Below are 13,987 nucleotides of genomic sequence, written 5' to 3'. Positions count from 1 at the left end.
GGCACCCGGTCGGTCAGATCGAGACGACAGAACCAACGGTAGGCGAGGTTCAGGTGCACCTCTTCACAAAGCCGGCACTCGGACCGGATGCCAAAGCAATACCCAACCAGCAACATGCGGATCAGCAATTCCGGGTCAAACGAAGGGCGTCCTGTGTGGCTGTAGAAATCTGTCAGGAACGAGCGGATGCTGTCCAGATCAACAAAGCGATCAATCGACCGCAGCAGGTGATCTTCTGGGACATGATCCTCCAGCGAAAATTCACAGAACAGCGCCGCCTGTGCCTCTTGCCTTGGTCCCATCATGGCTGATCCTCCCCTCCATTACAGGAATTGAATCAGCAGTTCAGCCCTTGAGCAAGGAAGAGCTTTTCAACAAAATATGGCCATTTGTAAAGCAATACTCCTGTCGCGACGAGAGAGCGGGAGACACGATCTCCATTCGCTTAACCGATGAGCATGGCAACTGGCCCCACCAGGATAGACAGAATGCACCATGCAACCTCACTATGATTTCCGCAACGGTTTTTCTGGTGATTGTCACGACGCCGCGCAGCCGACTCAGCACTGCAAGAAAAACGCTAGTTTTTATGAGGTTTCTCGGACGTACCCGAAGGCGGGGAAGACGCTGACGGGCCGGAGTGACTCAACCAGAAATCGCTTCACATATCACCCAACTGCGACGTTCCCGTTTCGTTACACACCCAAAGTTCAATCCTGGGTGGTGCAGGTGCGCCTACTCCCAAAGGTTCAAAATCTAACCAGAAGGCGGTTGTGCTAGGGGCCAAAACAATGTGATGTGCAGAAGCCTTTTTTGCAGGCTTTCTACGAAGGTCCCCAGTAGTTATTGAGCAATTGGATCAAAAAATACGTTCATTTTTTGGCTTCAGCAGGTGTTCTTCAATCAGTTGAAAGCCATAACCGATGTAGATTCTCTGCACAAACCCGACAGCGGCAATGTCTTCACGCTCCAGCGCGTTTGCCAAATCAGATGCTTCCTGAACCAGTGCGTCGTAAGCGACAACACCAACTATCTGTTCCATGCGATGCCAGACGCTGGACGACTGGAAATATGCCTGGTTCCAGAATTCGCGCAGGGAGTGGTTTCCGATCAGAGACGTTATCAGTGTCTGAAGTCGTTGGTTCAGTTTTACATATTCTTGAGAGTCCAGCCGTTCTCGCAGCGCAACAGCGTTTTCATAGATCGAACGAGCTTCATCGCGGTGGTACTCTGTGATTGTGATCGGCGACAATGTTCCGATCATCTGGGCAAGTTCCATCCTCATCTCGTAAAGATGGCGGACACGTTCTGCTGAAAGCTCGATGACGACTGTGCCGACACCATTGCGTGTCTCTACCAGTCCAAGATGCCCGATTCGCGCAATCGCATCTCTGACAGGGGTCCTGCTGACGCCGAATTCTTTGGCAAGCACGGCCTCTTTCAATTGAGCACCCGGAGGGTAGTGCGCAAAGCAAATACGTTCCAGGATTTGCTCTTGGATCTCGTCTACAGTTGCCTTTGAGGGCGCCGCAATTCCCGGATCTGAAATAGTCACGATTTGATCTCTTTGCGTGTTTTCGACAGTTGCTAGCTGCCTATCAGTAGTCTCTCAACAACCGACCGTACCCTGAAAACTGATCCCTTACACCCGCTTTGCGCAACACATCCCAGGCCATGGCCTGATTGGAACAAACTACGGGTTTGTTCAGGGCGTCTTCCAGCCGTTCAATGACTTCGATTGACCGCAAGGCACCACAGCTTATGAACACAGCTTCGGCTGCCGCGGAATTTACCGAATGGGCCAATTGTTCGATCACGTCCGGGCGTACACGGATCATGTCACTGTCCTTTTCCAGATTTAGGCCACGTATTTTGGTGACATAAAATCCTCGGTCTTCAAGATACTGCTTTTCTTGCAGATTCACTTCCTCCAAATAGGGCGTACACACCGCGATCTTTTCCACCGCAAGTGTCTTGAGAGCGTGGATGACGGATGTAATCAAAGAGGTCGCGATGGCGTCGGGCGCGCCTTTGCGCAGCTCTTGAAATACGCTGTCTTCTCCCAGAACCAAACTGCCGGACGTACAGGCATAGCTGATCACATCAAGACTTCCATCCGGCAAAAGGGTTGATGCAGCGCGAGCCAAGTCGGCCCCGACCGCGGTCAGGCTGTCGAGGGTGATGCTGTCCGGGATGGCCACACGGGCGAAATGTGCACCTACGCCGTCGGGCATCAATGCCATCATATCGTCTTCGATTGTCTGCTCGGTCGCAAGCAGAACGAATCCTATTTTCGCTCGTTTGTGGCGACCCTCATCAAACATGGATCCCAGATCAATTCGCATAACCTGCATGCACCTCCCTCATTTTTGGCGAAAATTTCCTCAATAAATCATTTATTGACATAAAGCTGTATACAGGTCAATTATCCCGTCAGCCTGATTGGGAGTTCCTCAAGCACAGGCTGAGTTTCGATCAAAGGGAGGTACCTTCGTAAATGCTGGTGTCAAAATTTCTGAAATCTGGTGCTGTCGCGCTCGGCTTTGCCGGGTTCACCGCGTCCAGTGTATCGGCTCAGGATATCATTCTGGGCCACGTCATGGATCAGGAGCACATCTTCCACAAAGTATCCGAACAGTTCATCGAACGGCTGGGCGAGTTGTCTGGTGGAACCATGTCAGTCTCGTATCACCCCGGCGGTGATCTGGGTGACTGGACGTCGATCGTTGAGCAGGTCGCCCAAGGTGCCGTTCAGATGACCATGTCGTGGAACCATTCCGAGCTTGACCCGCGCTGGGACGTGTCCGTTCTGGGCTATGTCGCCAACGACTGGGAGTCGGGCAAGGAAGTCTACGGTCCCGGTTCGACGATGAACGACGTCTACAACGGCATCATGAACGATCTGGGCATGGAGCTGCTGGGAACGATCCCGACCGATTTCACCGGTTTCGTTGTGCGCAAGGGCGTTGACGTTCCCGTAGACTTCCCGGCCGATGCCGAGGGTTTCAAGATGCGCGTTCCGGGCATGCCGATGGCGATCGAGCGCTACAAAGCGACCGGCTTCTCGGCCGTTCCAATGGCGTTCTCCGAGGTGCATACAGCATTGCAGACCGGCGCCATTGACGGCCGGGCCTACTCGCCGCCATCCGAGGTTCTGTTGTTCAAGGACGTGCTGAGCGCCTACGTCTTCACGCGCGAAAACTTCGAACACACCTTCTGGACAGCGAACAAAGCATGGTTTGATGGTCTTACAGAAGAACAGCAAGGCTGGGTTAAAGAAGCGGCCAACGAAGCTGTTACTTGGGCTTGGGAAAACGCCGAGTCTGAAAGTCCCAAATGGTTCGAGCAGATCGAAGCGGCCGGGATTGAAGTCATCGAACTGACCCCCGAGCAACTTGATGCCTATCGTGCCAAGGTTGTCGCCGTTGAGTACCCCTACATGGAGGAAATCATCGGCACAGAAGTGATGGGCGCCATCAAGCAGGCGGCCGGCGTGGAATAACGCCACTCACGAACACGCGCAAATCCGGCTTTGCGCGTGTTTCCTTTTGGGGATGGGAGGAAAAATGACCAAGGATATCTTGCACACGGACAGTCTGGACGATGTCCTGGTGCCGTCGCCGATCATACCGGTGCCTGCGCCAGAAGATCGCGAACTGCCTGTCTATCGCGGCTTGGGCGGTCTTTATTCGATTGAAGCCAAAGTTGCGTGGTTGATGCGCGCCATCATGTTTGTCGCCATGATTTCACTTGGCCTGGTCATGGCCGCGCAAGTGTTCATGCGATATGTCATTTCATCTCCGTTCCTCGGTATCGAGGAGCTGGCGCCGATGATGGCCTTGTGGATCTATTTCATCGGGATGGCCTATTGCTCGCGCGAGCGTGACCACATCGAAGGTGGAGTAATGTCGCTGGTTTTTCGGAATCGAAAGACATTGCTTGCCTTCCGTTTGTTCGGATCGGTTGTTTGTCTGGTTGCTCTGGTCGTCTTTGCCAAATACGCGTGGGACTTTGCGCAGTTCAATATCAACCTGAACCGCAAAAGCTCTTACATGAAATTCCCAAAATACATGTGGGACCTCAGCATGGTCTTCGGCTTCGTGCTGATGGTTTTCTATATGCTGCTGCAGATCTTCCTTGAAGCCCGGGCCCTGATCACCGGAAAAGGGGGGGAATGACATGACGCTGTTCTTCGTCGCAATCGCAATCGTCATTGTCCTGCTGCTGATCGAGGTGCCCGTCGGCTTTGCCTTCGGCATCGGGGCGCTTGTTTTCGGCACTTTGCAGGGTACTGACATCTCGTTTCATGCCGGTTTCGGCTATTCCCAAGTCAGTGCCTTCTCGCTGCTTGCCATCCCGCTGTTTATCCTGTCAGGCACATTGATGGGCGCGTCGGGGATATCCGAGCGGCTGTTGGATTTCGTCAATTCCTTCGTAGGACGCACCAAGGGTGGCCTGGGCGCGGTCACGGTTGTGACCTGTGCGCTGTTCGGGGCGATTTCGGGCTCTGCCTCGGCTGCGATTGCGGCCATCGGGAAAATCATGGTCCCGCGCATGATCAAAGAAGGTTACCCTCCGGGTCATGCGACTGCGCTTGTTGCTGTTTCTTCAGTTCTGGCTCTGATGATCCCGCCCAGCATCCCAATGATTGTCTTCGCGATCGCCATCCGCGAGTCAGTGGCCAAGTGTTTTCTGGCAACAATGGGTCCGGGGATATTGTTGGCCGCTACATACTGCGCGCTGAATTTCTGGTTCCTGCGCAACAACACGACCATCACTGTTGCTGAAAAACTGTCCTTTTCGGACACCGTGAAAGAGATCGGCCAAACGGGCAAACGGGCCAGCCTTGCGATCATAATGCCTGTAATCATTTTGGGTGGCATCTACAGCGGTATCGCCACGCCGACCGAGGCAGGCTCGATGGCGCTGGTCTATACCCTGGCAGTCGGTCTGTTGATCTATCGCACATTGCCTTTCGACAGGCTGTTTGACTCGACCGTCGAAGCCGCGCGTCTGACCGGCGCTATCCTGATGGTTCTGTTTTTCCTGTTTGTCATGAGTCGCGGCATGGTTTTGGCCAAGGTGCCGACCCAGTTTGCCGATCTGTTGCTGACCATCTCGGAAAACAAGATTGTCATCCTGTTGTTGATCAACCTGCTGTTGCTGATCATGGGCATGATTATCGACGATGTATCGGGTGGGGTTCTGGCTGCGATCATTCTGCTGCCTGTAACGCAGAAGATTGGTTTGGACCCGATCCATTTCGCTGCCATCGTCGGCACGAACCTGGGTCTGGGTAACATCTCTCCGCCCTGTGCACCGCTGCTTTATATGGCCGGGGGTGTCACCCGACAACCACTGTCCACTTATGTCGGCCCTACCTTGAAGTTCCTGCTGCTGGGTCACTTGCCGATGGTCTTCGTTGTTACCTTCGTGCCGCCGGTAGCTCTCTTCTTGCCAGGTCTCCTCGACTGAGGCGCGAACACGCCGCCCGCGTGGAAGGCGGGCGGCGTTGAAATTCAAAATAGAAATGGTCGTCCATGCCAAGATGGCAGGACGCGCCTGAGGATCAACCCAGCCATCGGTTTTGGTGTCATGCCGTTGGCTTTTCTTGAAGGATGAAGGCACATGCTTGAACACGCAAAACAAAGAACTATCGAGCTTCAGAGCCGCATGAAGGATGCAGGCATCCAAAAGGCCGTGTTTACCGACGAAAGCTCGATGGCCTATCTGGCAGGTTTCTGGGGCTACCTGGGGATCGAGTTCGGGCGGCCCACTGTGTTGGTGGTGGACGCGGATGCCTCTCCCGTCGTCATAACGCCGTTGATGGAGTCGGAAATGGTCGACGCCATGACATGGGTCGAGGATGTGCGTACCTGGGAAGATATCGGACAACGCACGTGGGGTCGGGCGCTGGCCGGTGCTTTGGGTGAGAAACCATCCGAGATCTGGGTTGAAAAGGGTTCGATCCCTGCAATTGTCCGCAACCATCTGGACGAGACGTATCCGGGCGTTCCGCTCAAAGATATCTCACCGGTGCTGGGCGCGATGCGTACCATCAAGTCACCCTTTGAGATCGAGGTGATGAAACAGGCTGGAGAGATCGCTGGCGCGATGATGCTTGCGGCGCATAATTCCTTGAAAGAAGGCGCGCAGGAATACGAGAGCGCGTTGGCGGTGATTGATGCAGGTTCGCGCAAAGCGGCAACTTTCCTGACCGACAAGGGGTGGGACAGCTTTGTCTCGCCCATGATCCATAACCTGCAGATTGTGCAAAGCGGTAAGAATACCTCGATGGTGCATGGTCGCGCCGGTGTGAAAGCCTATGAAAAGTTTGATCCCGTCTATTTCTGCTTCTGCAACATGGCGCAGTTCAAACAGTACAAGCTGGGTTTTGACCGCATGTTCCACATCGGTGAAGTGAAAGACCTGGACCGTGAAGTGCAGCAGGCCGCGATTGACGCGCAGCAAGCCGCGATCCACGCGATCCGCCCGGGCGTTCTGGCCGAAGATGTCGCTGCAGCCGCCAACGAAGTCTATCAGGAGCGTGGCTATGAAACCGGCTACCGCACCGGTCGATCCATCGGTGTAGCTTACCTGGAAGCGCCAGAGCTGAAAGCCGGTGACAAGACCGTGCTGCAGCCGGGCATGACCTTTGCGGTCGATGGCGGCATTTCGGTAGATGGAGTCACTGCCGGCCGGATCGGAGACTCGGTGGTCGTGACGGAAACCGGATTCGACTATATAACCAACTATCCGCGTGAGATCCTGCTCAGTAAATGAGCCTTCAGACGGCAGACCCAACGTTGCCAAACGCCGGAACTGCCGCAACTGTTACGCACAACTCCGGCGCGCGTATTGGCGCGCCAGAGGCTTCATCGGAACCTGCGTGGATGGGTAACATGCAAAAACTGAAAAAAGAGACTCTGACAGGTATCTGCTGCCAGATGGCTTCGCACGACTGGAGTAATGCGGAAATAGACGAGCTTGTAGACCCGAAACTGGGCATAATTACCGGATTTCAGGAATTGCTGGACGAGTTGGAAGTCCTTCGCAAGATCGACCTTGGCACGATACCTCCGGCTCTGACCGTTCAAAAGCGATAACCTATGACCAAAGAGATAGCGTTTGACACCGTCCGTGGTTTGAAATCCAGGCTCGACGCCCGTGAAATCACGCCAACTGAACTGATCGATGTTTTTGCCGAGCGGATTTCGCGGCACAATGACTGTTCCAAGGCTTTCATCACCGTGACGGATGATGCCGCGCGTATTGAAGCTGCGCAACTGCGCTCCGATGATTTGGCTGCGTCGCCCTTTGCGGGCATTCCCTATGCCTCGAAAGACCTGTTCGACGTGCGGGGGGTGCTGACCTCGGCCGGATCGCGGGTGTTTCATGATCGGATCGCGACTGAAGACGCCTTTGCCATCGCGCAAATGCGCGACGCGAAAGCCATAAGCCTGGGCAAAGCCAACCTGCATGAATTCGCATATGGTGCCACCGGCGAGAACGAGGTCTATGGGACTTGTGTAAATGCCTACGACCCAAACCGACTGGCCGGAGGATCATCCAGCGGATCAGCGGCAGCGGTAGCGTTCGGCTTGGTCCCCGCCAGTCTTGGTACGGACACTGGCGGATCAGTGCGCGCTCCAGCCGCGCTGAACGGACTGGTCGGTCTGAAGCCGACCATCGGCCGAGTGCCAACTACGGGTGTTGTGCCGTATTGCTGGACGCTGGATCATGTGGGCATCATGACACGAGACGTCGCGGACTGCGCTGATCTGCTCGGAATCATTGCTGGTTATGACCCCCGCGATCCGGGTTCGCAAAACCTTCCAGTCGAAGACTATGCCGCAGCGCTTGACAGCGACGTTTCGGGGCTGCGCATCGGTATCCCGACCAATTTCTACTACGAGCGAACCGATCCTGAAATCCTGGCAGCATTGGAGGACATCAAAAGCTTCGTGACCGGGAAAGGAGCGTCTCTGATCCCCGTGACATTCCCGGATCTTGAACATAGCCGCGCCGTGTCTCTCACTGTGCAGATGCCGGAAGCTCTCAGCGCGCATTCGGCCTATCTGCAGGACCGGGGGGAGCTTTACGGTCAGGATTTCCGCGCCGGGCTGGCGCTTGGGCAGACGCTTCTGGCGGAACACTACATACGGGCCAAGCGCTTCGTGGAACTCTATCGTCAAAAGACCAACGCGCTGTTTGATGAGGTCGACCTGATCCTGACGCCGGCGACGCCGGAAATTGCACAAAAGCTGGGAACCGTGAAAACAACGCGCGACGGAGTGGAAGAAGCGGTTGGCAATGCCATTACGCGCTTTACCACCTTCTTTAATATGTCCGGCCATCCTGCGCTGACGATGCCCTGCACAATGCACTCAGAAGGGTTACCGATTGGGTTGCAGTTGGTGGGAAGGTATTTCGAAGAAAGTACCGTTCTTCGTGCCGCCTTTGCCATTGAAAACGATGGGGCATTTTCGATTCCGCGCCCAAAGGTAGACGCCTAATGGTGTATTTGCGCCTTTAGCAGCTTCTTCCTGCGCACGCTGCCTTGACACGTGATGCCGTTATCCAGCCGTTGAGGCAAGGACAATAGATGAAACTTCGGACCTTTATCGTCGACGCCTTTTCAGACCGCCCTCTCAACGGAAACCCGGCTGGCGTGTGCCCGCTGGACCAATGACTGCCAGCGCCGGTCATGCAATCCATCGCGAGTGAACTGAACCAATCTGAAACGGTGTTTTTTGTCCCTCGAACAAATGCGCGCGGCAACGACGCAAATACCGAATTCGACATACGTTGGTTCACCCCCACGCGTGAGGTCGATATGATCGGACACGCGACGCTCGCGGCAGCTCACGTCGTGTTCTCCTATCTCGAGATCGGGTTGGAAACGGTTATCTTCCATTCCGCATCTGCCCGGATGAGCGTTCGACGCGGGGAAAACGGATTGCGTCTGGATATGCCCGCACTTGTGCCAGAGGTGATCGACGCCCCCACGGGCCTGATCGAAGTACTTGGGAAGAAGCCCTCGAAATTATTGGCCGCAAAGCACTATCTGGCTGTTTTTGGCGGCGAAGATGACATTCTGAGCTGTACTCCGGACTTTGCTGCTCTGGCGAAACTGCCATTGCCCGCAGTCATCATATCGGCGCAAGGGGCGGGAGAGTTTGATTTCGTTTCGCGGTTCTTTGCTCCGGCAAATGGTGTACCAGAAGACTCCGTATCAGGCGTTTCACATTGCTGTTTGACACCTTATTGGTCCCGGAGATTAGGGAAAAAACACCTGCTGGCTCGTCAGTTATCTGCGCGAGGCGGTGTCATTTCTTGTGAAACTGATGGTTGTCGCGTCATCCTTGAAGGAACTGCTGTAACTTCGTTGGAGGGTTTTTGTTGACTCAATAAAGCGACTGCAAACCGACCCGTGGCGCCAAGCAGACCAAAGGCCGCAGCGGCCAGCTTGTTTCCAAAAAGCGCGGCCATTTGCACTGTATTAAGTGTGGCAGAAAACGCCATCTTTTTTGAGTGTCCAATATTTCACAGATACCGGGAAATGGCGCGCAACTCGCGAACGATATGGCGATAACAGACCGCAGATGCCGCTAGGCACGTTTCAGCCGCTCTATAAGTGCGGGATGGCTTGCGTGAATTTGTGATTTTGTCATATAAACCGGGATAACCCCCGGTAGGGGATGAAAAAGACCGTCGAGGCACCTGTGAGCGTGAGGGCAGTTCAGAGATATACGCAAAATGCGATGGCAGCTTTGCTCTGCCTGTCTTTGATCGTTTGGTCGCTTCAGCCAAACTCGGGCCATGCTCCGACTGTGATCGAAACCGTGCAAGAGCATTTGCAGATTATTGCAGAGCACGGGCATACCCACGGCTTTGAAGAAGACTTGTTGTGGGCGATGCACGGGCACAGTCATGATGGTGCAGATCATGACCACAGCCAAATGGTATTACCGGAGTCGGGCAAATCGCTTTCATTGGTTTCGCTCCCGGATGGATGGGCCTTAGACGGGGCGCTGAGCGGCCCCTTCAGAAACAACGGTATAGAACGACCTCCGCGCGTGTGACGTTGCCCCAATCGGGGTTTTCGGCATCACATAACAACGGAGATCATCCATGAATCTTACCCTCCTGGGTCTGGACAGGCGCGCGACGCTCCTGCTGACCCTTATCATAACCAGTCTGGCGCTGAGTACGCCTCAGGTGCTGGCTCATAACGTCACCGAAGGTGATGCAGGCTACATCCAGGAAATCTGGGGCGTGAACATCATCCCCTTCATGTATCTTGGGGCCAAGCACATGGTCACAGGCTACGATCACATCCTGTTCCTTCTTGGCGTTGTGTTCTTTCTATACCGGGCCAAGGATGTCGGCATCTATGTCAGCCTCTTTGCGGTCGGACACTCGACGACCATGCTGTTGGGAGTGTGGTTCGGCTGGGGCGTAAACGCCTATATCGTCGACGCCATTATTGGGCTTTCGGTCGTCTACAAGGCGCTCGACAATCTCGGCGCGTTCCAGCGCTGGTTGGGGTTCCAGCCAAATACCAAAGCTGCGACGCTGATTTTCGGCCTGTTTCACGGCATGGGTCTGGCGACCAAAATACTCGACTACGATATCGCTCCGGAAGGGCTACTGGCCAATCTGTTGGCGTTCAATGTGGGTGTTGAACTTGGTCAGCTTTCAGCCCTTGCGATCATCCTTATCGTCATGGGGTTCTGGCGGAAAAGCCCGTACTTCTTCCAGCAAGCCTACAGCGTAAACGTCATCATGATGACCCTCGGGTTCATCCTGATGGGGTATCAGATCACCGGCTATTTTGTCGCCGCGTAAAGGAGTTCAGTTATGTTCAACACAAAAAGACCAAGTCTTGAGGAACTGCCAAGCTCGGCACAACTTATCCGCTCGACCGTCATCGCAGGTGCGTCCGCCGCTGTGATTCTTGTCACTGTGGTTCTTCCGGCCGAATACGGGATCGACCCGACCGGAATAGGCCGTGCGCTTGGACTGAAAGAGATGGGCGAAATCAAAACGCAGCTTGCAGACGAAGCCGAAGCTGACCGAGAACTTGAAAGTCAGGATCAGTCGAGCTTGCTGAACAACGTCCTTGGTCTGTTTGTCGGTTCGGCTCATGCGCAAGAGGCCGAAGTCTGGCAGGATGAAACCAGCTTTATCCTCACCCCGGGAGATTCAGCTGAGTGGAAGCTGGTCATGGATGAAGGTGCTACAGCTGAGTATCGCATGATCGTGACAGACGGCCGGGTGAACTTCGACCTGCACGGTCACGGTGGAGGGAAATCGATCACCTATGAAAAGGGGCGGGGGTCGACTGGTGCCGAAGGCATCATCGAAGCCGCCTTTGATGGCGAGCATGGCTGGTTCTGGCGCAACCGCGACTCCGGTGATGTATCAGTGATGGTACAAGTCCGCGGCGATTACAGCGAGATCGTCGAGTAAAAGAAGTGCCTGTCGCGTGGGTTTTCTGCGCGACGGGCCATTCTGGACCGTTAAACGCGTTTTTCAAAGTTGAATAAGCCGTCGCTGGCAGTGCTACTCGGAAACATTCTTCAAAGAGGCCATCAGGTTGTGGAACTTTTCCCCTTGTACCGCAACATGATCGCGTAACGCATTTGCTGTTTCTTCAGGGTTGCCGCTGTCGAGAGCACGTACGATCTCTTCATGCTCGGACATCGATTGTGCCATGCGACCCCGAAACCGAAGCTGTTGCCGCCGGAAAGGTTTGAGCCGTCTGTGCAGTTTGGACGCTTCCTGTTCCAAAAATGAATTGCCAGACTGGTTATATATGATTCGATGAAATCGCTCGTTTTCGAGGTAGTATGTATCTGGGTCACCGGCATCGACGGCCTCCTGACATCTCGCGTTGGCGTCAGTTAGGTCTTTCAAGGCGTCATCAGAAATACGCATAGCGGCAAGCCTGCCACAAACTGCTTCGAGCTCGGCCATAACCTCGAACATTTCCATAAGTTCCACTGGCCCGGGCTGTCGGACAAAAGCCCCCCTGCGCGGGATGAGGTCGACCAGCCCCGACAAGGCAAGCCGCTGAAATGCTTCCCTAAGTGGCGTTCTGGAAACTCCGAACTGTTCGGCCAGTTTGACTTCATCCAGACGGTCACCGTCCGAAAATGTTCCGTCAAAGATCAGCTCTTCCAAATCCTGAGCAATGGTGTCGGCAAGTCTTTGGTCCATGGGTTTCTGTTTTACTCACGAATGGGTGAGAACTCAAGAAATCAAATCTTGTATACAAAAATGTTGACTTAAAAAACATGAAGGCTTTATGCTTCTGGTCATCCCCGGCAAGCCCGGGTTTGAAAAAGGGAGGAGAATATGAAAGCCATGTTCAAAACAGCCGTCGCTGCAATGGCGCTCGCGTCCGCGGGTACACTGGGTTCGGCAGAAGAGCTGCGCCTGTCTCATCAGTGGTCAAACAAGGACATCCGGCATCAGGTCGCACAGATCGTGGCCGATGAAGTTGCTGCGGCGGATGTCGATCTGGAAATCAAGATTTTCGGCTCGAAATCATTGTTCAAACCACGCGAGCAGTACAAACCGCTCAGCCGGGGGCAGTTGGACATGACTGTTCTGCCGCTCAGCTATGCCGGTGGTCAGCAGCCCGCTTATAACCTGACTTTGATGCCCGGTCTGGTGAAAAACCATGACCACGCTGCCCGTTTGGCCGACTCTCCCTTCATGGAGGCGTTGGAAGAGAAGATGGCCGAAGATGACGTGATGGTTCTGGTCCATGGTTATCTGGCCGGTGGTTTTGCCGGCAAGGACAAGTGCATCACCAAGCCCGAAGACGTTGCAGGTCTACAAACCCGCGCGGCCGGTAAGTCTTTTGAGCAAATGCTGGCCGGAGCCGACGCATCAATCGCCTCGATGGCGTCATCGGAAATCTATAACGCCATGCAGACCGGCGTTCTACAGGCGGCCAATACTTCGTCTTCATCCTTTGTCAGCTATCGCATCTATGAGCAGGTCAGCTGTTACACTCCCGCCAGTGATGTGGCGCTGTGGTTCATGTATCAGCCGCTGCTGATGAACAAATCCACTTTCGACGGGCTGAACGAAGATCAGCAGGCCGCACTGCTGGCCGCGTCTGAAAAGGCACAGACCTACTATCTGCAAGAGGCCAAGAAACAGGATGCCAACTCCGCCAAGGTGTTTGAAGAGGCTGGCGTCAAAATCGCCGAAATGACACCAGAAGATTTCGAAGCCTGGCGCGCACTGGCGATGGAAACATCCTACAAAGCTTTCGTGGAAGAGGTTCCTGACGGGCAAAACCTGCTGGACAAGGCTCTAGCTGTCGAATGATCCCCTTGTGCCCGGGCGGCTCTACCGCTGCCCGGCACCTGATCACAGTTCTGATCTTCAGACTCAATTGCATCTCAACCACAGGAGGCGCAAATGGCTGGCCATAGCTCTGCCGTTGCTTCCCACACCGGGAACAATCCCTTTCTTCGCTTTGTCGCTGCGCTTTCAACTCTGGCCGGATGGTGTTCCGCAGGCATGATCGTCGCCGCCGTCGCCATCACCTGCCAGATGATCGTCGTTCGCTTTGTCCTCAATGGCTCGACCATCTGGCAGACCGAAGCGGTCATCTATCTGGTCATCGCAGCCACGCTGGTTGGTCTGCCTTACGTCCAGCGCCTGCGCGGGCATGTGAATGTAGACCTTATCCCGATCTCGCTGGCGCCTCGTGCCCGCTTTTTCATGGCGATCCTGACCTCGGTCCTGTCCATCGCCATCATCTCGGTCATGCTGTTCTACGGCTACGAGTATTGGCACTTTGCATGGGAGCGTGGCTGGAAATCCGACACCGTATGGGGTGTGCGCCTGTGGATTCCCTACCTGTCAATTCCGGTCGGCTTTGGACTGCTGCTATTGCAGCTGATCGCGGACCTCGTCGCCGTCCTGCTTGGCATCGATAAACCCTTTGGTCTGGAGTAAA

Annotated in this window: 16 protein-coding genes; 12 read left to right on the top strand and 4 right to left on the bottom strand. The window is 54.7% G+C overall.

Going from position 1 to position 13,987, the window contains the following annotated elements:
* The 3 genes from MHN28_RS23570 to MHN28_RS23560 all read right to left on the bottom strand — a co-directional run.
* On the bottom strand, positions 1–305 hold a 305-nt coding region (locus MHN28_RS23570; RefSeq protein ID WP_239345346.1), incomplete at its 3' end, for a transposase.
* A 554-nt stretch (positions 306–859) separates the two neighbouring features.
* A complete protein-coding gene (locus tag MHN28_RS25175; protein ID WP_239345344.1) occupies positions 860–1,555 on the bottom strand; it encodes a GntR family transcriptional regulator in 696 nt (231 codons plus the stop codon).
* Positions 1,556–1,598: 43 nt separating this feature from the next.
* A complete protein-coding gene (locus MHN28_RS23560; protein WP_239345342.1) occupies positions 1,599–2,354 on the bottom strand; it encodes an arylmalonate decarboxylase in 756 nt (251 codons plus the stop codon).
* Between the two features lie 143 nt (positions 2,355–2,497).
* Between MHN28_RS23560 and dctP (MHN28_RS23555) the strand changes: the two genes are divergently transcribed.
* The 10 genes from dctP (MHN28_RS23555) (at position 2,498) to MHN28_RS23510 (ending at position 11,475) form a co-directional block, all read left to right on the top strand.
* Complete coding sequence (dctP, locus tag MHN28_RS23555; RefSeq protein ID WP_239345340.1) at positions 2,498–3,502, top strand: TRAP transporter substrate-binding protein DctP; 1,005 nt, start codon at positions 2,498–2,500, stop codon at positions 3,500–3,502.
* 64 nt (positions 3,503–3,566) lie between these two features.
* On the top strand, positions 3,567–4,178 hold the full coding sequence (locus tag MHN28_RS23550; protein WP_239345338.1) for a TRAP transporter small permease: 612 nt from the start codon (positions 3,567–3,569) through the stop codon (positions 4,176–4,178).
* Between the two features lies 1 nt (position 4,179).
* The gene (locus tag MHN28_RS23545) at positions 4,180–5,475 is read left to right on the top strand and encodes a TRAP transporter large permease (protein ID WP_239345336.1); all 1,296 of its coding nucleotides are present in this window, start codon (positions 4,180–4,182) and stop codon (positions 5,473–5,475) included.
* Positions 5,476–5,628: 153 nt separating this feature from the next.
* A complete protein-coding gene (locus MHN28_RS23540; protein ID WP_239345334.1) occupies positions 5,629–6,783 on the top strand; it encodes a Xaa-Pro peptidase family protein in 1,155 nt (384 codons plus the stop codon).
* Positions 6,780–7,106, top strand: a complete 327-nt coding sequence (locus tag MHN28_RS23535) for a hypothetical protein (protein WP_239345332.1) — start codon at positions 6,780–6,782, stop codon at positions 7,104–7,106. The genes MHN28_RS23540 and MHN28_RS23535 overlap by 4 nt, the downstream gene beginning before the upstream one ends.
* A 3-nt stretch (positions 7,107–7,109) precedes the next feature.
* On the top strand, positions 7,110–8,516 hold the full coding sequence (locus MHN28_RS23530) for an amidase (protein ID WP_239345330.1): 1,407 nt from the start codon (positions 7,110–7,112) through the stop codon (positions 8,514–8,516).
* Between the two features lie 191 nt (positions 8,517–8,707).
* Positions 8,708–9,406 carry a PhzF family phenazine biosynthesis protein gene (locus MHN28_RS23525; RefSeq protein WP_239345328.1) on the top strand — a complete coding sequence of 233 codons (699 nt, stop codon included), beginning with the start codon at positions 8,708–8,710 and terminating at the stop codon, positions 9,404–9,406.
* A 295-nt stretch (positions 9,407–9,701) separates the two neighbouring features.
* The gene (locus MHN28_RS23520; RefSeq protein WP_239345326.1) at positions 9,702–10,085 is read left to right on the top strand and encodes a hypothetical protein; all 384 of its coding nucleotides are present in this window, start codon (positions 9,702–9,704) and stop codon (positions 10,083–10,085) included.
* A gap of 49 nt (positions 10,086–10,134) precedes the next feature.
* Positions 10,135–10,851, top strand: coding sequence for a HupE/UreJ family protein (locus MHN28_RS23515; protein WP_239345324.1), 717 nt, complete (start codon positions 10,135–10,137; stop codon positions 10,849–10,851).
* A 12-nt stretch (positions 10,852–10,863) separates the two neighbouring features.
* The gene (locus MHN28_RS23510) at positions 10,864–11,475 is read left to right on the top strand and encodes a transmembrane anchor protein (RefSeq protein ID WP_239345323.1); all 612 of its coding nucleotides are present in this window, start codon (positions 10,864–10,866) and stop codon (positions 11,473–11,475) included.
* A 93-nt stretch (positions 11,476–11,568) separates the two neighbouring features.
* Here MHN28_RS23510 and MHN28_RS23505 read toward each other — a convergent pair whose 3' ends face one another.
* Positions 11,569–12,225 carry a GntR family transcriptional regulator gene (locus tag MHN28_RS23505; protein ID WP_239345321.1) on the bottom strand — a complete coding sequence of 219 codons (657 nt, stop codon included), beginning with the start codon at positions 12,223–12,225 and terminating at the stop codon, positions 11,569–11,571.
* Between the two features lie 138 nt (positions 12,226–12,363).
* On the opposite strand from MHN28_RS23505, the gene dctP (MHN28_RS23500) reads away from it, so the two are divergent.
* Complete coding sequence (gene dctP, locus MHN28_RS23500; RefSeq protein ID WP_239345320.1) at positions 12,364–13,350, top strand: TRAP transporter substrate-binding protein DctP; 987 nt, start codon at positions 12,364–12,366, stop codon at positions 13,348–13,350.
* A gap of 93 nt (positions 13,351–13,443) precedes the next feature.
* The gene (locus tag MHN28_RS23495; protein WP_170657240.1) at positions 13,444–13,986 is read left to right on the top strand and encodes a TRAP transporter small permease; all 543 of its coding nucleotides are present in this window, start codon (positions 13,444–13,446) and stop codon (positions 13,984–13,986) included.
* Position 13,987: the final 1 nt, after the last annotated feature.

It is taken from the genome of Ruegeria sp. Ofav3-42, from assembly GCF_022347725.1.
Taxonomy (GTDB): domain Bacteria; phylum Pseudomonadota; class Alphaproteobacteria; order Rhodobacterales; family Rhodobacteraceae; genus Ruegeria.
This window is presented reverse-complemented; position numbering and strand designations above follow the sequence as displayed.

What these genes read in the sequence shown, in the direction of transcription:
- MHN28_RS23560 (WP_239345342.1), bottom strand. Translation starts at nt 2,354, where the DNA reads ATGCAGGTTATGCGAATTGATCTGGGATCCATGTTTGATGAGGGTCGC.
- dctP (WP_239345340.1), top strand. Translation starts at nt 2,498, where the DNA reads ATGCTGGTGTCAAAATTTCTGAAATCTGGTGCTGTCGCGCTCGGCTTT.
- MHN28_RS23550 (WP_239345338.1), top strand. Translation starts at nt 3,567, where the DNA reads ATGACCAAGGATATCTTGCACACGGACAGTCTGGACGATGTCCTGGTG.
- MHN28_RS23545 (WP_239345336.1), top strand. Translation starts at nt 4,180, where the DNA reads ATGACGCTGTTCTTCGTCGCAATCGCAATCGTCATTGTCCTGCTGCTG.
- MHN28_RS23540 (WP_239345334.1), top strand. Translation starts at nt 5,629, where the DNA reads ATGCTTGAACACGCAAAACAAAGAACTATCGAGCTTCAGAGCCGCATG.
- MHN28_RS23535 (WP_239345332.1), top strand. Translation starts at nt 6,780, where the DNA reads ATGAGCCTTCAGACGGCAGACCCAACGTTGCCAAACGCCGGAACTGCC.
- MHN28_RS23530 (WP_239345330.1), top strand. Translation starts at nt 7,110, where the DNA reads ATGACCAAAGAGATAGCGTTTGACACCGTCCGTGGTTTGAAATCCAGG.
- MHN28_RS23525 (WP_239345328.1), top strand. Translation starts at nt 8,708, where the DNA reads ATGCAATCCATCGCGAGTGAACTGAACCAATCTGAAACGGTGTTTTTT.
- MHN28_RS23520 (WP_239345326.1), top strand. Translation starts at nt 9,702, where the DNA reads ATGAAAAAGACCGTCGAGGCACCTGTGAGCGTGAGGGCAGTTCAGAGA.
- MHN28_RS23515 (WP_239345324.1), top strand. Translation starts at nt 10,135, where the DNA reads ATGAATCTTACCCTCCTGGGTCTGGACAGGCGCGCGACGCTCCTGCTG.
- MHN28_RS23510 (WP_239345323.1), top strand. Translation starts at nt 10,864, where the DNA reads ATGTTCAACACAAAAAGACCAAGTCTTGAGGAACTGCCAAGCTCGGCA.
- MHN28_RS23505 (WP_239345321.1), bottom strand. Translation starts at nt 12,225, where the DNA reads ATGGACCAAAGACTTGCCGACACCATTGCTCAGGATTTGGAAGAGCTG.
- dctP (WP_239345320.1), top strand. Translation starts at nt 12,364, where the DNA reads ATGAAAGCCATGTTCAAAACAGCCGTCGCTGCAATGGCGCTCGCGTCC.
- MHN28_RS23495 (WP_170657240.1), top strand. Translation starts at nt 13,444, where the DNA reads ATGGCTGGCCATAGCTCTGCCGTTGCTTCCCACACCGGGAACAATCCC.